Raw genomic sequence first — 16,439 nt, forward strand, 5'->3', positions numbered from 1 at the left:
CGCCGCGGATTCGTGCGCTGCGACACATTGATGACGTAGCGCGGGGCGTACTGTGACGAGGAGGAACCGGGAGCCAAGGTCATGGGAACCACGCTGTTTCGCTATATCGATCTGCCGATCGGCGATCGCGCGGCATTCGAACTGGTGTGCGCGCGACACGGTTTCGCGCCCGCGCATTTCGACATCAGCGCGAGCGCGGCACCGGATGAGCCGGCGCACGAGCGGGTCGTCACGGTGCGGCGCGGCAGCTGGTCACAGTCGTATCACGACCGCCACGGCCAGTGGGTCCGGCAGTTCGAGGCGGATCTGACTTGTCGTTTTTTCAAATAGAGAGACGGGGTGCGCGGGCGCTGCGCGCGGTTCACGTGTCGTCAGCGGATCACGCCAACACCAGCCGCACGCCGACCAGCGTCAGCGTCGCCGCGAGCAGATTGCGCAGCAGCGCGTCGGGCGCGCGCGACGCCAGAAAGCTGCCGATCGCGATGCCAGGCAGCGATCCCACCAGCAGCGATACCAGCATCGACCAGTCGACCGAGCCGAGCAGCCAGTGTCCGGCGCCAGCAAGCAAGGTCAGCGGCACCGCGTGCGCGATGTCGGAGCCGACGATGCGCGTCGTCGGCAGCATCGGATACAGCAGCAACAACACCGTCACGCCGATCGCGCCCGCGCCCACCGACGTCAACGACACCAGCACGCCGAGCACCGCGCCGGTCAGGATCGTCAGCCCGAGCGTGCGTGCCTGGCTCGGCGCGCGTTGCTTGCGTGCGCCGAGCGCCGCGAGCTGCGGACGGAACACCAGCGCAACTGCGGTAATCAGCAAGGCCGCACCGAGCACGACCTGGATCAGCCGGCTCGCGCCCGGCGTGTCCATCCCGTAGCGATGCAGCAGGATCAGCGTGATGGTCGCCGCGGGCACGCTACCGGCCGCGAGGCGCAGCGTGACCTGCCAGTCGACCGAGCCCTTCAGGCCGTGCACCAGCGTGCCGGTTGCCTTGGTGGCGGCCGCGTACAGCAGGTCGGTCCCGACCGCGGTGGCAGGGTGCACCTTGAACAGCAGGACGAGGATCGGCGTCATCAGCGAGCCGCCGCCGACGCCCGTCAGCCCGACCAGAAATCCGACGAACAGGCCGGAGACGGAGTACAGCAGATCGATGTGGGGTAGAGCCATTTAGCGGACAGCTGACGCAGCGCGGGTGAAGGGTTGGGCGGCAAAGCCGGCGTGTGCGCCGGGGCGGGTGGGTGCCGCGGCGTGCGGTGCGCTGCACGGTCGTGTCGACCGTCGCCGGTGCGGCGAAAGGCGCTATTGTCGCAAAACTGCCGCGCCTGCGTGCGGCCGTTGCTCAGGGCGAGCGCGTCGCGGCATGCGCCGGGCTGTGTTCGGCATGTGCGGCGCGGGTGTGTCGCATGGCGAGCGAGGTGGCGTTCACAGCGCGCGGCGGATTTCGACGACGCCGAACGCCGCGAGCGTAAAGCCGACCACGCGATCGATCGCGACGCGCAGCCTGCTGCCGATCGCGTGACGCGCGAGCGACACCGCGCTCACCAGACAACACCACCACGCGATCGAGCCGGCGAACACGCCGCCGACCGTCGTCAGCGCGATGGCCGGCGAGAACGCGCCGCGCGGCGCGAGTGTCGTGAACAGCGCCGCGAACATGATGACGGTCTGCGGATTGGTCAGCGTCAGCAGCAGTGCGCTCGCGTACGCACGCAGCGCGCCGGCGCGGCCGATCTGCGCGAGCTTGCCGTTGCCGTTGCCATTGCCGTCGGCGGGTTCAGCGGGCGGCTTCTGCAGCAGCGCTCGCACGCCGAGATACAGCAGGAACAGCCCCGCGAGCAGATGCAGCGGGCGGTCATACGCGAGCATGAATTGCGAAATGCCGACGAGGCCGAGCGCCGCGATCAGCCCGTAGGCTGCGTCGCCGCTGGCGATGCCGAGGCCGATCGCAAGTCCCGCTCGCGGGCCGCCGCTCAGCGTTCGGCGGATGCACAGCATGCCCATCGGGCCGACCGGCGCGGCGATCGCGAGGCCGACGCCGGCGGCAGTGAAAAACAGACTGGTGGTGGACATGGGCTGGTTCTCGAGCGGTTGTTCCGGGTGGGGCGGTCGCTTGCGGGTAGCCGGCGCACCCGCCAGCATAGCCAGACCGGAAATCGCGAGCAAGGGCGGGGTGGGTGAGACGCGCGGTTCGATGATCTTCTCAGCGGCAATGCCGCCTTTTATGTTGGACGGTGATATCGGAAAGATGCGCCTGAAAATGAGATAGCCAGAGCAATTGTGAATATCTGTCAAAGCAGCTTTGTCTCAAATTAAACTCGTTGACCGTGACCCGTTTAAATGGTTTATTCGATGGGTGTTTTCTGGAAAATCAGAAGAGGTCAAATGGGACAACAGAAACAAGGTGATACCGTGGGCAAAGAAGAGTGCGAGCTTTGCCGCATCACCTATTCAATATACTCAAACTTCCCACCAATGCCGTCCGCAATGGCGCTGAACGCCGAAACCGGCGAATGGTTTCCGTTCGATCGGCTGAAGTCGTATTCAAACGGTTACGACATGGCCGAAGCTCTGGGCTACGCATGGGCGTGTAATTGTCGCGAGCGCAAGGCAGCGTCAGCGCTGACGCCGAAGGTTGGCACTCACGACGAGTATTACGTGCTCAAAGATCGCAACGGTCAACCGCTCGCTAATGTGCGTTACCGGATCGTCGTTGACGATGAGCGGGTGATAGCTGGAACCACAAGCAATACCGGACACACCGTGCGCGTAGTTACGCGTGGAACAGCTAGTCTTAAACTTCAATTGGAGAAGTAGGAATGCCGGACAGTACAGATTGGCTAACGATTCACGACACCGCATGTACGAGCACAAACCCGGACTCATGCGTTGAAGTTAGGATTGCAGCGAACCTGTTGTCGTGGAATATTCCAGACAACAATTTCGGCGACAAGTTGCCTGTCATTCCCTCGTCCTCGCGAGTGTTGGGCGGGAAGATTCTCTACCATCTGACTATCCAAGCCACAGTGAAAAGTCGTCGAAGAGATTCGGTTTTCGGGCGAACCCTATCGATCACGAGCAGCCGTCCGAGCGACACAATACAGATTTCGGGTCCGACCGATTTAGATGGTTGCGCGACGGTTATTCTAGAATCGCGCGAATCAGGAGACTTGACACTTACGGTAGCCGGCGAAGATATAACGGCGATTCCTCTGCGCATAACGCTGGCGCAAGCATGGTACGAAGCTGGTTTTGAGGTTACGCATTACATCATTGCAGACGAACATGATGCGCACGGCCCAATGGCTCAGGCGCCTGGCGTGTCCGGAAGTCATCGGCAAGACTTCCTATATGGTGCAGCCGGCGTACCAATGCAGGGAACAGGCGAGACCCTGGATCATCGTTTCGTCCGGTGGAATGGCGGCGGCGGATGGCATAAAAATGCAGCCGGACATCCGGATATCCTTAACAAGCCTGCACAAGCGCGCCTCAGTGAAACTGACGCCGCACATGGTTGCTTTGCTGATGTAGTGGCGAATCGTTCGATAGCTATTGATCCTACCGTTATTCCCGGGCGCTCGCGGGTTTATATTGCCTCTAGCGACGGTAGACGAGTAGTTGGCGAGCGATCTGCCGATGATACGAGCGGTGGCATTCGCGGCGCACATATCGACCACTTCAGTGGTCCCGGAAGCGCAGCGACGCGCGCATGGCAAGCATCGGGAGGGGATCTCCAAAACGCCCGTGTCAAATTCCTGGGCTATTAAATGAAAAAAGCTTTTTTTCTCTTGTTGTTTTTTCCGTTTGTCTCCTTTGCGCTAGATGGGACGGGGTCGGTCGATTTTTATTCGACAATCATTCCGCTATTGAATAAAAACGCAGTCTTGAGAGAGCTGGTGCTTTGCAACTTCGATATCGTTGGCGATCCAATGGGGACGCGAATCGGCGACATTCAATCGAAGGCGCTAGGAGGAGATCGAATTGGGCCTTACTCAATGTGGGCAAATTGGCACGGGAATTCAGGTGTAAAGCCGGTGATTCTCACTATCAATACGCACACTGATTTTGTCGACGCGCACGGAAGGAAGGTGGGAGGCGATTTGCAAAAGGCGGTTCGCATTGAAGAATACATCGAGAGCGTAACGATAGAGCCGCCGGAAAAAGACCAGCCGGAATCTGTGCCCGGTGGACTAAAGCACAGTATCGAGCCACAGACGTGCTCGGCAAAAAACGGCCAACGCGGCAGATAGCGCGATGCTGCCTCGTTCAGGCGGGGCTCCGCGCAGCCGGGTCACGCAAACCAGCACCGCCATTGAGAAATAGAGTTATGGCTAAACGACGTTTAGCGCAGGCACTCAGCGCCTGGTTGTTCTGTACCTTGCTGGTTCCGATCGCCTACGCAGAAGGGGCGATTAGCTTCACCGATAACATCATGCCGATGCTGAAGGATCGTCCGCAATTCAAGGAATTTATATTGCAATCGTTTTCGGTCACAGATACCGGGTGGGGAGTACGAGTAGATAGTCTGACAATGCCCCATATGGGCGGCGCGCGAATGGGGCCATACAGGTTCCAGGCTATCTGGCATAGTCCGCAAGGCGACACTCCCGTTACCCTTGTAATCGATACTAAAACAGAGTTTTTTGATAGCCACCGTCGGCAAATAACCGGCAGTGATCTACGCAGAACCACTTCAATTACGGAAACACTGGACTGTATCGAAGTCGAGCCACCCGAAGCACAATAGCTTCGAAGCTTCGAACCGTACTACTGCAATAGTCGCCCCGTTTCGCTGTGCTTTCCATTTGAGCGTCAAGCGTGGGAAGCATGAGCGCCCGCAGGTGCGCTTCGTTGATGCGTGGCCGGGATACGTTCAATTCAGATGAATTTGCGGAAAAGTAGATTTGGTAATCTGATGAAAAAAATTATTTTATCCGTTTTTTTGTATTCTCTTTTGCCATGTCGCGGCAAGTGATCGCTTGTACCGTATCAGAAGATTTGACCGAAAGCGTTCCACTGAACTACCAGGGAATTCCAAATTCCTACCGTCTAAAAATGGTGGGCATGGTATTGAATGCCCGGCAATGGCCCGATGTTGAGATTCAAGCCCAAATCGTCGCAAACGCTTACGTTGGGGAAACCAATGCTAAATAACTGGCAGAATCGCGCGGTAAGCAACTAAAAGAATTTTTGATTCAACTTCGTATAAAACCGCAATATATATATGTTGATACTCATCTGGAGACGTTGCCTTATCCAGAAGATAGTACTGGGCGCAGTGGATATTTACAGCTTAGCGTGGGTCTCATGCCGTTATGCAAGGGTGGCTGCCAGCGACTGTGCGACGATCCGCGCGTGACGCCGACAAGCAAGGCAATCAAATAATCGAAGTCGAGCCAGCGAAGCACAGCTTCCAGGTAACAAGGCGACCTGGAATGACAGCCTGGACGCGGCGGGGGAAGCCTATTACGCTGCGTCCGCTTCCAATCCGATACCAGGGGCGACGCATTATTACAGCCCTGATGCGCAGGCCCAGCTACATAAAAAAATCCGAAGATGTATCCAGCGGTGCCCCGCTTTCTTACACCGGATGCTATACAAGTCCCAAATCCTTCAGGGGTTTTCGAACATGACCTCAAGTTTTACAAGAACGTGCGCTAGCATCATTCTGCCGTGTTTGGCTACTGTCAGCTACGCTCTCCCTTTGGCGGCATATGGTCCAGATAAGCCTGTCAATGATCTGCATCGAGGTCCCGCTGGATGGGCGATATCCATGAAATGCAAGCACAACGGAGCGTCCGATGATTGTGTTGTCTCTGCGTTAAAAAACGGAAAACCAACACAGACAATCATCAAGACATCAGTCCGACCGGGAATTCAATGGTACGGAGACATCGCAATGATGCGGTTCCCTTGTGGTACTGGCTGCCGCAACGATATGTTTTTCAGTCCGCCGAACAAGGTTGACGGGCATGAGTTAGTCGCGCAAGACGCGATTGACATCAAGCGCCGTCTGGTTGTTAGTGTGGCGTCTAACCCGCTCGAGGTTTTTAGACTTTTTGCGGGCAAGGCACCTGTGGCAACACTGCACCTTGCGACTTCGTACACTCGACCGCACGTTGAAAGACTTCGCTGGGAACGTGATCGCCTCGATGTCTGGTATCGAGACGATTCGGGGGCGTTGAAACGAGCGTCGGTCGCAATTCCGCGAAACTAATCTGCCGGCTCGCGATGGCTGCTAAAGACGTCGCGATCAACCATAATTCCCCCCACCCCCAACCCACGAATCCACTGCGCCGATGTGGCAAATCGATCAGGTGACACTGCGCTTGTTCATCGCCGTATGCGAGGAAGGCACGATCGCGCGCGCGGCCGAGCGCGAGTTCATCGCGCCGTCGGCGGTCAGCAAGCGACTCGCCGATCTCGAAGCGCTCGTCGATGTCGCATTGCTGTCGCGCAGCCAGCGCGGCGTGCGCACGACCGCCGCCGGCGAAGCGCTGTTGCGCCACGCGCGGCTCATCATGCGCGGCCACGAACGCCTGCAGGCCGAACTCAGCGAGTACGCGGCCGGCGCGCGTGGGCATGTGCGCGTGCTCGCCAACGTGTCGTCGATGGTGGAGTTTTTGCCCGAGGCGTTGTCGGCGTTTTTGCGGGCGAATCCGGCGATTCGGGTCGACGTCGAGGAGCGCGTTAGCGCGGACATCGTGCGTGGGCTCGAAGAGGGCGTCGCCGATCTGGGCATCTGTCGCGACACGGTGCCGCTCGGCAGTCTCGACACGTTGCCGTATCGCGCCGACCATCTCGCGCTGATCGTGCCGCGTGCGCATCCGCTCGCGGGCGAGACGCAGATCGGCTTCGAGCAGACGCTGTCGTTCGATCATCTGGGCCTCGCATCGAATGCGTCGGTCAACGCGCTGATGCAGCGCATCGCGCTGGAGAAGGGCAGCGAGTTGAATTACCGCACCTATGTGTCGACGTTCGATGCCGCATATCGCTTCATCCAGGCGGGTCTCGCGGTCGCGATCCTGCCGCGTGAGGCGCTCCCGCGCCATGCCGCCGACGAATACGGCATCGTCGCCGTGCCGTTGCGCGACGCGTGGGCCGAGCGGCGCTTCGTGATCTGCATGCGCGATCGCGCGGCGTTGACGCTGGCGGCCTCGCGTTTGCTGGAGCATCTGCTGGGCATGATGTAAGACGGGCGACGCGCGTCGTCACCCGCGCCTTCGCCACGTCCCCAGACAAACCCCTAGGCATTTCACCCAGGCAAGCGTCAAAGCCCGCCCCATCGGCCTGAGCGGCCATCGCGAGCGGCGATGGTGTGCGTCGTCAAAGCAGACTTTGCCGCGCCCCAGCACGCGGGCACGCTGTGATCCAGTTAGCGCATCACTTCTATCCAACGGGCCGCCCTGGCCCGCGTACACGATCAGGATTCAAACCGATGAATGACACCCGCGAGCGCGTCGTCGTGACCGAAGTCGGTCTGCGCGACGGTCTGCAAAGCATTGCCCGCATCATGTCCACCGACGACAAGCGGCGCTGGATCGACGCCGCCTACGCGGCCGGCGTGCGCCACATGGAAGTCGCGTCGTTCGTGCCGGCGAAGCTGCTGCCTCAGATGGCCGATGCCGCCGACGTAGTCGCGCACGCCCTCAGCTACGACGATCTGAGCGTGACCGCGCTCGTGCCGAATCTGAAGGGCGCGCAGCGCGCGCTCGACGCCGGCGTGCAGCGCATCGTCGCGCCGATTTCGGTGAGCGCCGCGCATAGCGCCGCGAACGTGCGCAAGACACCCGCGCAGATGATCGACGCGTTCGCCGCGATGCGCGCGCTGATCGATGGCGCGTCCTCGACAACTGGCCGCCGCGTCGAGTTGATCGCCGGTTTGTCGACGGTGTTCGGCTGCACGCTGCAGGGCGCGGTGCCCTACGCGGATATCGCCGCGATCGCGCGCGCCGCGGTGCAGGCCGGCGCCGACGTGATCGCGCTCGGCGACACGACCGGCGAAGCGACCCCGCGCCAGGTCGCCGAGGTCATCGAACTGGTGCGCGGCGTCGCCGGCGACAGGCTGCGCTCGCTGCATTTCCACGACACGCGCGGCCTCGGTCTGGCCAACACGCTGGTCGCGCTGCGTCACGGCATCCGCGAGTTCGACGCGTCGCTGGCCGGACTCGGCGGCTGTCCGCATGCACCGGGCGCGACCGGTAACGTCAATACCGAAGACCTCGTGTTCATGCTCGAAAGCATGGGCTACGACACCGGTATCGACATCACACGGCTGCTCGCATCGCGCGCGGTGCTGGCGCAAGCGCTGCCGGGTGAGCCGCTGCACGGCTATCTCGCGCGAGCGGGATTGCCGAAGCAGTTCGCGCACGCGCAAGCGGGTGCGCGCGAACCCGTCGAGTACTCTGAATCTTTGCGTCGTCCCCATTCTTCCGTTCCGCAGGTGCCGCAATGACTCCGCTTTCTTCCACCCCCTCCGCTTCGTCTTCGTCGTCAACGTCTTCGCGGCAGCCGGGCGCGTTGCCGCTCGCGGGCATCCGCGTGATCGAGTTGTCGCATATGGTGATGGGTCCGACCTGCGGCATGATTCTCGGCGACCTCGGCGCCGAAGTGATCAAGGTCGAGCCGCCGCGCGGCGACAGCACTCGCCGGCTGCTCGGCACCGGCGCGGGCTTTTTCCGGACCTTCAATCGCAACAAGAAGAGCGTCGCGCTCGATCTCGACAGCGAAGCCGGTCTCGCCGCGCTGAAGCAACTCGTCGATACCGCCGACGTATTCGTCGAAAACTTCAAGCCCGGCCGCATGGCGAGTCTCGGCCTCGATTACGCGACGCTGCGCGAGCGTAACCCGAAGCTGATCTATGTGTCGCACAAGGGCTTTCTCAATGGTCCTTACGAACATCGTCTCGCGCTCGACGAAGTCGTGCAGATGATGGCGGGGCTCGCATACATGACCGGGCCGGTGGGCCGTCCGCTGCGCGCGGGCAGCTCGGTCAACGACATCATGGGCGGCATGTTCGGCGCGATCGGCGTGCTGGCCGCGCTGCACGAGCGGCACGCGAGCGGCCGCGGCAAGGAGGTGCAGAGCGCGCTGTTCGAGAACTGCGTGCTGCTCTGCGCGCAGCACATGCAGCAGTTCGCGGCGACCGGCGTGGCCGCCGCGCCGATGCCGGAGCGCATCAGCGCCTGGGCCGTCTATGACGTGTTCACGCTCGCGCACGGCGAGCAGATGTTCATCGCCGCGACGGGCGACGCGCAGTGGCGCGCGCTGTGCGCGATTCTCGAACGCGACGATCTGCTCGCCGATGCGCGCCTCGCGACCAACAACGACCGCGTGCTCGCGCGCGGCTGGCTGCTGCAGACGCTCGGCGAAAGCCTGAGCCGTCTCGACGGCGCGACGCTCGTGCCGCTGTTCGAGCGGAATCACATTCCGTTCGCGTCGATCACGAAGCCCGAAGAACTGTTCGACGATCCGCACCTGAACGCCAGCGGCGGCCTCGTGCCGCTGACGCTCGAGGACGGCAGCGAAACCGCGATGCCGTTGCTGCCGATTTCGATCGACGGTGCGCGTCTTGGGCCCCGTCGGCCCATCGCGAGAATCGGCGAGCACACCGTCGACGTGCTGCGCGAACTCGGCTTTGACGACGCGCGGATCGCGGAGCTAGGCGGCGACATGCAAGCGCGGCCGCGCGCGGCCGCGTGAGCGTCGTGCCGCGCTTCATTCGCTTCAACCGGCAATAGACCAAAAATTCGGAGACAGACGATGAAATCGTCGAATCAGGCGGTATACGCATCGGCGCTCGGCGACGCCGGTGCGCTGGGTGACTCACGCACGGACGCGGGCGCCGATGCGGCAGGCTCGGGCCGCGCCGGCGCGATCGCGCTCGACGGCGCGCGCATTTCCGCACGGCTCGACCGGCTACCCGCGACTCGCACGATCTGGCAGCTCGTGATGCTGCTGAGCTTCGGCATGTTCTTCGAACTCTACGACCTGATGTACTCCGGCTATATCGCGCCGGGACTCGTGCACAGCGGGCTGCTGACGGCCACGACGCGCGGCCTGTTCGGCACGAGCGGCGTCGCGAGTTTCATCGCCGCGCTGTTCGCGGGACTTTTCATCGGCACGGCGGCCTGCGGCTTTCTCGCCGACCGCTTCGGCCGGCGCGCGATATTCACCTGGTCGCTGCTGTGGTACACGGCCGCCAACATCGTGATGGCGTTCCAGCACACGGCGCTCGGATTGAACTGCTGGCGCTTTATCGCGGGAATCGGCATCGGCGTCGAGATCGTCACGATCGGCACATATATCTCCGAACTCGTGCCGAAGTACATTCGCGGCCGCGCTTCAGCGTGCTCGCAAGCAGTCGGCTTCTGCGCGGTGCCGATCGTCGCGTTCCTGTCGTATCTGCTGGTGCCGCAGCACGTGTTCGGCCTCGACGGCTGGCGTGTGGTCGTGCTGATCGGCGCGCTCGGCGCGATCGTGGTGTGGTGGATTCGCCGTGGCTTGCCGGAGAGCCCGCGCTGGCTCGCGCAAAAAGGCCGCCTCGACGAAGCCGACGCGGTGATGACGCGTCTCGAAGCACGCGTCGCGCGCGAATATCAGCGCCAATGCGGCCTGCCGTTGCCCGAGCCCGCGCGGCCCGAACCGGTGCGCGCGCGGGCGGCGTTTCGCGATCTGCTGGTGCCGCCGTATCGCAAGCGCACGCTGATGCTGATCATCTTTCACGTGTTCCAGACGATGGGCTACTACGGCTTCGCGAACTGGATTCCGACGCTGCTGATCAAGCAGGGCATCACGGTGACGACGAGTCTGATGTACGCGAGCATCATCGCGATCGCGGCACCGCTCGGGCCGTTGCTCGGGTTGCTGATCGCCGATCGCTTCGAGCGCAAGACCGTCATCATCTGCATGGCGGCGGTCAACGTCGTATGCGGAGTTGCGTTCAGCCAGGCGCGTGAGACGGTGCTGCTGGTGAGTCTCGGCGTGTGCCTCGTGCTCGCCGGCAACATCATTTCATATAGCTATCACGCGTACCAGGCGGAACTGTTTCCGACCGGCATCCGGGCGCGCGCGGTCGGCTTCGTTTATTCGTGGAGCCGGATTTCGGCGATGTTCTCGGCGTTCGTGATTGCCGCCTGCCTCGGTCGCTTCGGCGTGAACGGCGTGTTTATGTTCATCTCCGGCGCGATGGCGATCGTGATGGTCGCGATCGGTACGCTGGGACCGAAGACGCGCGATGTCGCGCTCGAGGATATTTCGAAGTAGCCAGGATTCGAAGTAGCTAGGAGTCCTGGCGGGTCTCGTCGTTGCTCGACAGCCGGTCCGACACGTTGCCGAGCAGCAGCGCGAGCAGCACCATGCCGATCATCGCGAACAGCAGCCCGCCGATCATCGTGGCAAGTATCAGCGTGGCCCATGAAATGCCGTTCATGTGTGCGGTTCCAGCGCGTTTGTCGGGGGCATCGTAAACCGTTCAAGCTTGACTTCTCTGTGCGCTTGCCCGCCGTAAACCTGTCAGTCGACGCCGAATTCTCGCCGGATCGTGCCATTGCGCGGCGCATTCTGATCGGGCGTCATCATCGTTGCCTAAGGCGATGGCGGACTTCGTCCGCTATGCGCAACCCGCCTGGCGGAAACTTCATAGCGCATTTCCGCAACCGGGTTGGCGGAATGGGACCCGGTCCATCCGACATATTCCGCCATTCGCCCGCCTATTGCGGGGCACGCTAAAGTCGTCCGATATCGATGTTTCAAGTTTGAAACGTCAATCGCCGCGTTTATATTCCTGATAGAAATAAAAAATGGATTAAATAATTTTTTCAGGCGCGTCGAATGCTTATTTGGACGCCGGAAGGATCAGTTGGGCCGCGCTGCCGGCACTGTCAGCGAAAGTTTTCGATCAGGCCCGAGTATGCCGGGGAGGACGGGGGTGACTTCGACTCATCGAGCCGGCGTTCTCGCAAAAAATAACTTTCAAAATACGCGCCATCGGGTGGATAAGGCGAAGGGACGCCGTTTTTCGAGTGCCCCGCAGTGTGCGGTGGCGTACGCATTCAATTCCCGAATTGCATTAAGCTTCGCGAGTGCATATTCAACCATATGCGGATAGACGATTAATCCATTCAAAAGGCGGTCGTTCGGTATTGCGCCGAATTGCACTGGCCGATCACGTAGTCATAGTGCCAATATGTCTGCACTTTCGGACACGGCGGCGGAGTGCTGGAGGCCGTCGCTATGATGCACTGCGCGGAGTTCGCATTGTGCGTGATCGTAAAAGGTGTAGTAGATCGTTTTCTGTCGAGAGGATGACTATGACCTGCGCGAGTCTCGAGTCTGCAATGCTGCGCTGGGTGCATGCGCCGAACAAGGGCGTGCGTCGTGTCGCGATTCTGATGTTCAACGACTGCTCGCTGCAGGGGGCGGGAGTTATCGCCGAGGTGTTTCAGGCTGCCAACGAACTTGCCACTTCCGGTTCGGGCGCGTGGCTCTACGACGTGTCGTTCCTGTCCGCCGACGGCGGCATGGTGACTTCATCGTCGGGTTTGCGCGTATGGACCGACGGCCTCGACGCGCGCCATTACGGCGGCTTCGACGCGCTCTATGTGGCGGGCGGCAAGGGCGCCGCATCGGCGGCGCGCGATGAGCGGCTGCTCGGGTGGCTGCGGCGCGTACGTCGCAACACCGCGATGATCCGGCCGATCGCCGAAGGGCGCTCGGTGCTCGACGCGGCGTCCCTGCCCGAGGACAAGGACGCGAGCAGCGCGCGCCAGCCAACCCTGGCCACGAATGGCGGGCGCGCGGCGGAGCAGGGCGTCGTCGAAGTCAGCGACCGGCTCGAATCGATGCGCAGCGCGCTCGCGATGATCAAGCGCGATCTCGGCAACGCGACCGCACGCTCGGCTGCCGAACGGCTGCTGTCCGACTCGTCGACGAACCTCGCGCCGTTGCTCGGCGAAGACGGCGGCATGAGTCCTGGCGACAAGGTTCGCGCGGCGGCGCGCTGGCTGCAGGAAAACTGCCAGCAGGCGATTTCGATTGCGGATGCCGCGCAGTTCGCGGCGATGAGCGAGCGCAACTTTCTGCGCCGCTTCAAGTTGGAAATGGGTATCACGCCGTCGAGTTTCCTGCTGCACGAGCGCCTCGCGGTGACGTGCAGCCTGTTGACCGAATCGGAATTGCCGGTCGACAAGATCGCCCGCCGCACCGGGATGGGCAACGGCGACCGGCTCGCGAAAGTGTTTCGCAAGCGGATGAGGATTTCGCCGACTGAGTTCAGGATTCAAAGCCGCCGCATGGCGGGCGAGTAGCGCATACGGGGCCAATCAGGCAGCCGCGCAGCACAGGCGGAGGCCGGGCCCGTTGTTTGTCGTACCGTGCAGAACGATGAGGATGCCCGATATGTTGACGCAGGCAGGTGTGAGCGCCCGATCCGTCGAGCCGAACGGCGCAAGCGCCGGGGTGGCTGGCGCGCGCTGCGCGCACATCGTCCCCGTCATTCTCGCGGGCGGCTCGGGCACGCGGCTTTGGCCGGTGTCGCGCGAAAACTTTCCGAAGCAGCTGATCGACGTGGTCGGCTCCGACTCGCTGCTGCAGGCGACTGCGCGGCGGCTCGATGGCTTCCCCGCGGGCTGGAGCGTCGACGCATCGCCGATCGTCGTGTGCGGCGAGGAGCATCGTTTCGTGATCGCCGAACAACTGCACGAGAACGGCGTCGACGCGCGTCTGATCGTCGAGCCCGCGCGCCGCGACACGGCGCCCGCGCTGACGCTTGCGGCATCGCTCGCGTGCGCGGGCGGCGACGACGCAATCCTGATCGTGATGCCGGCCGACCACGCGATCGCCGACGTGCCCGCGCTGCAGCGCGCGCTCGTGTGCGCGGCGCATCACGCGAGCGAGGGCGCGATCGCGACGCTCGGCGTGCCGCCGACGCGTCCCGACACCGGCTTCGGCTATATCCGCATCGGCGCGGCATTGGCCGCCGGGGGCCATGCGATCGACGGTTTCGTCGAGAAGCCCGCCGAGGAAATCGCGACGCAGTACGTTGCGGCGGGCACCTACTGGTGGAACAGCGGCATCTTCATCGTGCGCGCGCGCGTGTGGCTCGACACGCTCGCGTCTCTGCGGCCCGACATGCATGCGCCGTGCGCAAGCGCGTTCGCGAGCGGCCGCCAGGACGGCGACGTGTTCCGGCCGTCGCACGACGGCTTCCTCGACGTGCCCGCCGATTCGATCGATTACGCCGTGATGGAGCGTCTGGCCGAGGAGCCGTCGGCCCAGGGCGACAGCGCGAGCAAGCTCGAAACGCCAGCCGCGGCACCGACCGATGCGCAGGCTCAAAGCCCGGCCGCGGCCATGCCCGCCGGTGTCGTGGTCCCACTCGAAGCCGGCTGGTCCGACCTCGGCTCGTGGGACGCGGTATGGGCCGCAATGGAGAAGGACCCGAATGGCAACGCCGGCCGCGGCCGCGTGACGTTCGAAGGCGCGGTGTCCTGCTATGCGCATTCGGAAGGGCGGCTGGTCGCGTGCGTCGGCACCGCGAACGTCGTCGTGGTCGAGACCGCCGACGCGGTGCTGGTGGTGGATCGCTCGCACGTGCAGGACGTTAAGGGGCTGGTGTCGCGCATCAAGGCGCAGCACGCGCCGGAGGCCGACGCGCATCGCAAGGTGCGGCGCCCGTGGGGCTTCTACGACTCGATCGATCGCGGCGAGCGCTTCCAGGTCAAGCGCATCGTCGTGACGCCTGGCGCACAGCTGTCGCTGCAACTGCATCATCACCGCGCCGAGCATTGGGTGGTGGTGCGCGGCACCGCGCTCGTCACGCGCGGCGAAGAGCAGTTCCTGCTCAGCGAAAACGAATCGACTTACATTCCGCTCGGCACACGTCACCGGCTGGAAAACCCCGGCAAGGTGCCGCTCGAAATCATTGAAATCCAGTCGGGTACCTATCTCGGCGAAGACGACATCGTGAGGTTCAACGACAACTACGGCCGCTGCCCTTAGGCAGCCCATGCACGCCCCATTTGCGAACAGGAACGGCAGAACGAGGTAAGTGAAATGCGCAAGTTTCAGGATCTGCTGGCGCGGATTTTCGATGTCGCTTTGGTATTGACGGGTGCGACCGTGGCGTCGCGCATCCGCTTTGACTATCTCGGCCAGTCGGGTTTCTACTGGGCGCTGGCGATGTTTTCGGCTGCGTTCGCGCTCGCTATCTTCCCCGCTTTCGGCGTCTACGAATCGTGGCGCGGCCGCTCGAAGCTCGGGCTCGCCGGTCAGGTGTCGCTCGCGTGGCTGATCGTGCAGGCCTGCGCGCTGGTGCTGATGTACTCGCTGCATCGCATCGACATCGTGTCACGGTTGTGGTTCTCGTACTGGACCGCGACGACGGGCGGTCTGCTGATCTCGAGCCGGGTGATCACGCACGCGCTGCTGGCGCGGGCGCGCGGCGCGGGCATGAACCTGCATCAGGTCGCGATCGTCGGCAGCGGTTCGCAGTGCGATGCGATACTGCGCCGCATCGAGTCGGCGCCGGGCGCGGGTTTTCGCGCGACCGCCGTCTACAACACGCGCCCGGACGACTCCGGCGTGACGAATCCGCGCGTGCCGGTGTTCGATCGCGTCGATCTGCTGGCGGACTACATTCGCACCAACGACGTGCACGAGTTATGGCTGATGCTTTCGCTGTCCGAGGAGCCGCTGATCTGCGCGCTGATCGACGAGTTTCGCGATGACCTCGTGAATATCCGTTTCATGCCGGACGTGCGCAGCCATGCGCTGTTCGAAGGCAGTGGCGTCGTCGATCTGCTCGGCGTGCCGGCGATCAATCTGGTCGCGTCGCCGCTGTCGGCCAACGCGATGCTGAAGAAGGAAATTTTCGACCGGCTGTTCGCGGCGGTCGCGCTTTTCGCCCTCGCGCCACTGCTGATTGGCATCGCGATCGCGGTCAAGCTGTCCTCGCGCGGACCGGTGCTGTTCAAGCAGAAGCGCAAGGGCGCGGACGGCCGTGTGTTTACGATCTACAAGTTCCGCTCGATGCGCGTGCATACCGAAGCGAAGGGCACCTTGAGCCAGGCGACGCGCAACGACAAGCGCGTGACGAAGGTGGGCGCGTTCCTGCGTCGCACGAGCTTCGACGAGCTGCCGCAATTTTTCAACGTGTTGCGTGGCGACATGTCGGTCGTAGGACCGCGTCCCCATGCGCTCGAGCACGACGACCTCTATCAGAAGGTGGTCGCGGGCTATATCAATCGCTACCGGATCAAACCGGGAATCACGGGCTGGGCTCAAATCAACGGCTTCCGTGGCGAGACCGACCGCATCGAGAAGATGGAGCGCCGCGTCGAACATGACCTGTACTACCTGGGTCACTGGTCGTTCGCACTCGACATGCGGATCATCGGCGCGACGATTGTCGCCGGACTGGTGCATCGAAACGCTTACTAGA

Annotated in this window: 15 protein-coding genes; 12 read left to right on the forward strand and 3 right to left on the reverse strand. The window is 62.6% G+C overall.

Annotated elements, in window-relative coordinates; translation table 11 throughout:
• Positions 1 to 81 precede the first annotated feature (81 nt).
• Positions 82 to 330: a hypothetical protein gene (locus OKW43_RS16630; RefSeq protein WP_187633797.1), complete on the forward strand. Its 249-nt coding sequence runs from the start codon at positions 82 to 84 to the stop codon at positions 328 to 330.
• 49 nt (positions 331 to 379) lie between these two features.
• On the opposite strand, the gene OKW43_RS16635 is transcribed toward OKW43_RS16630, so the two are convergent.
• Together OKW43_RS16635 and OKW43_RS16640 are read right to left on the reverse strand one after the other, a co-directional pair.
• Entirely contained in the window at positions 380 to 1,168 is a 789-nt protein-coding gene (locus tag OKW43_RS16635; RefSeq protein ID WP_187633796.1) for a sulfite exporter TauE/SafE family protein, read from the reverse strand.
• A gap of 255 nt (positions 1,169 to 1,423) precedes the next feature.
• Complete coding sequence (locus OKW43_RS16640) at positions 1,424 to 2,071, reverse strand: LysE family translocator (RefSeq protein WP_429448523.1); 648 nt, start codon at positions 2,069 to 2,071, stop codon at positions 1,424 to 1,426.
• A gap of 312 nt (positions 2,072 to 2,383) precedes the next feature.
• Here OKW43_RS16640 and OKW43_RS16645 point away from each other — a divergent pair, with 312 nt between their 5' ends.
• The 8 genes from OKW43_RS16645 (at position 2,384) to OKW43_RS16680 (ending at position 11,263) form a co-directional block, all read left to right on the forward strand.
• Complete coding sequence (locus OKW43_RS16645) at positions 2,384 to 2,815, forward strand: hypothetical protein (RefSeq protein ID WP_429448525.1); 432 nt, start codon at positions 2,384 to 2,386, stop codon at positions 2,813 to 2,815.
• A gap of 2 nt (positions 2,816 to 2,817) precedes the next feature.
• Complete coding sequence (locus OKW43_RS16650) at positions 2,818 to 3,765, forward strand: 3D domain-containing protein (RefSeq protein WP_429448527.1); 948 nt, start codon at positions 2,818 to 2,820, stop codon at positions 3,763 to 3,765.
• A complete protein-coding gene (locus OKW43_RS16655) occupies positions 3,766 to 4,248 on the forward strand; it encodes a hypothetical protein (protein ID WP_429448529.1) in 483 nt (160 codons plus the stop codon).
• Between the two features lie 77 nt (positions 4,249 to 4,325).
• Positions 4,326 to 4,745 (forward strand): hypothetical protein, encoded by a 420-nt coding sequence (locus OKW43_RS16660; RefSeq protein ID WP_187633792.1) that lies wholly within the window; start codon positions 4,326 to 4,328, stop codon positions 4,743 to 4,745.
• Between the two features lie 1,552 nt (positions 4,746 to 6,297).
• Positions 6,298 to 7,191 (forward strand): LysR family transcriptional regulator, encoded by an 894-nt coding sequence (locus OKW43_RS16665; RefSeq protein ID WP_429448531.1) that lies wholly within the window; start codon positions 6,298 to 6,300, stop codon positions 7,189 to 7,191.
• 245 nt (positions 7,192 to 7,436) lie between these two features.
• Positions 7,437 to 8,453, forward strand: coding sequence for a hydroxymethylglutaryl-CoA lyase (locus tag OKW43_RS16670; RefSeq protein WP_429448533.1), 1,017 nt, complete (start codon positions 7,437 to 7,439; stop codon positions 8,451 to 8,453).
• Complete coding sequence (locus OKW43_RS16675) at positions 8,450 to 9,700, forward strand: CaiB/BaiF CoA transferase family protein (RefSeq protein WP_429448535.1); 1,251 nt, start codon at positions 8,450 to 8,452, stop codon at positions 9,698 to 9,700. Before OKW43_RS16670 ends, OKW43_RS16675 begins: the two co-directional genes overlap by 4 nt.
• Before the next feature lie 60 nt (positions 9,701 to 9,760).
• The gene (locus OKW43_RS16680) at positions 9,761 to 11,263 is read left to right on the forward strand and encodes an MFS transporter (protein WP_429448537.1); all 1,503 of its coding nucleotides are present in this window, start codon (positions 9,761 to 9,763) and stop codon (positions 11,261 to 11,263) included.
• 16 nt (positions 11,264 to 11,279) lie between these two features.
• Here OKW43_RS16680 and OKW43_RS16685 read toward each other — a convergent pair whose 3' ends face one another.
• Positions 11,280 to 11,429 (reverse strand): hypothetical protein, encoded by a 150-nt coding sequence (locus OKW43_RS16685; RefSeq protein WP_429448539.1) that lies wholly within the window; start codon positions 11,427 to 11,429, stop codon positions 11,280 to 11,282.
• An 880-nt stretch (positions 11,430 to 12,309) separates the two neighbouring features.
• Here OKW43_RS16685 and OKW43_RS16690 point away from each other — a divergent pair.
• The 3 genes from OKW43_RS16690 (at position 12,310) to OKW43_RS16700 (ending at position 16,438) form a co-directional block, all read left to right on the forward strand.
• Positions 12,310 to 13,305 carry a GlxA family transcriptional regulator gene (locus OKW43_RS16690; protein WP_187634018.1) on the forward strand — a complete coding sequence of 332 codons (996 nt, stop codon included), beginning with the start codon at positions 12,310 to 12,312 and terminating at the stop codon, positions 13,303 to 13,305.
• A 91-nt stretch (positions 13,306 to 13,396) separates the two neighbouring features.
• Positions 13,397 to 14,998 (forward strand): sugar phosphate nucleotidyltransferase, encoded by a 1,602-nt coding sequence (locus OKW43_RS16695; RefSeq protein WP_187633785.1) that lies wholly within the window; start codon positions 13,397 to 13,399, stop codon positions 14,996 to 14,998.
• A 54-nt stretch (positions 14,999 to 15,052) separates the two neighbouring features.
• Positions 15,053 to 16,438: an undecaprenyl-phosphate glucose phosphotransferase gene (locus OKW43_RS16700; protein WP_187633784.1), complete on the forward strand. Its 1,386-nt coding sequence runs from the start codon at positions 15,053 to 15,055 to the stop codon at positions 16,436 to 16,438.
• Position 16,439 lies beyond the last annotated feature (1 nt).

Source organism: Paraburkholderia sp. WC7.3g, assembly GCF_050436345.1.
Classification (GTDB): Bacteria; Pseudomonadota; Gammaproteobacteria; order Burkholderiales; family Burkholderiaceae; genus Paraburkholderia; species Paraburkholderia podalyriae.

What these genes read in the sequence shown, in the direction of transcription:
- OKW43_RS16695 (WP_187633785.1), top strand. Translation starts at nt 13,397, where the DNA reads ATGTTGACGCAGGCAGGTGTGAGCGCCCGATCCGTCGAGCCGAACGGC.
- OKW43_RS16645 (WP_429448525.1), top strand. Translation starts at nt 2,384, where the DNA reads ATGGGACAACAGAAACAAGGTGATACCGTGGGCAAAGAAGAGTGCGAG.
- OKW43_RS16685 (WP_429448539.1), bottom strand. Translation starts at nt 11,429, where the DNA reads ATGAACGGCATTTCATGGGCCACGCTGATACTTGCCACGATGATCGGC.
- OKW43_RS16670 (WP_429448533.1), top strand. Translation starts at nt 7,437, where the DNA reads ATGAATGACACCCGCGAGCGCGTCGTCGTGACCGAAGTCGGTCTGCGC.
- OKW43_RS16680 (WP_429448537.1), top strand. Translation starts at nt 9,761, where the DNA reads ATGAAATCGTCGAATCAGGCGGTATACGCATCGGCGCTCGGCGACGCC.
- OKW43_RS16700 (WP_187633784.1), top strand. Translation starts at nt 15,053, where the DNA reads ATGCGCAAGTTTCAGGATCTGCTGGCGCGGATTTTCGATGTCGCTTTG.
- OKW43_RS16635 (WP_187633796.1), bottom strand. Translation starts at nt 1,168, where the DNA reads ATGGCTCTACCCCACATCGATCTGCTGTACTCCGTCTCCGGCCTGTTC.
- OKW43_RS16675 (WP_429448535.1), top strand. Translation starts at nt 8,450, where the DNA reads ATGACTCCGCTTTCTTCCACCCCCTCCGCTTCGTCTTCGTCGTCAACG.
- OKW43_RS16660 (WP_187633792.1), top strand. Translation starts at nt 4,326, where the DNA reads ATGGCTAAACGACGTTTAGCGCAGGCACTCAGCGCCTGGTTGTTCTGT.
- OKW43_RS16650 (WP_429448527.1), top strand. Translation starts at nt 2,818, where the DNA reads ATGCCGGACAGTACAGATTGGCTAACGATTCACGACACCGCATGTACG.
- OKW43_RS16640 (WP_429448523.1), bottom strand. Translation starts at nt 2,071, where the DNA reads ATGTCCACCACCAGTCTGTTTTTCACTGCCGCCGGCGTCGGCCTCGCG.
- OKW43_RS16665 (WP_429448531.1), top strand. Translation starts at nt 6,298, where the DNA reads ATGTGGCAAATCGATCAGGTGACACTGCGCTTGTTCATCGCCGTATGC.
- OKW43_RS16655 (WP_429448529.1), top strand. Translation starts at nt 3,766, where the DNA reads ATGAAAAAAGCTTTTTTTCTCTTGTTGTTTTTTCCGTTTGTCTCCTTT.
- OKW43_RS16630 (WP_187633797.1), top strand. Translation starts at nt 82, where the DNA reads ATGGGAACCACGCTGTTTCGCTATATCGATCTGCCGATCGGCGATCGC.
- OKW43_RS16690 (WP_187634018.1), top strand. Translation starts at nt 12,310, where the DNA reads ATGACCTGCGCGAGTCTCGAGTCTGCAATGCTGCGCTGGGTGCATGCG.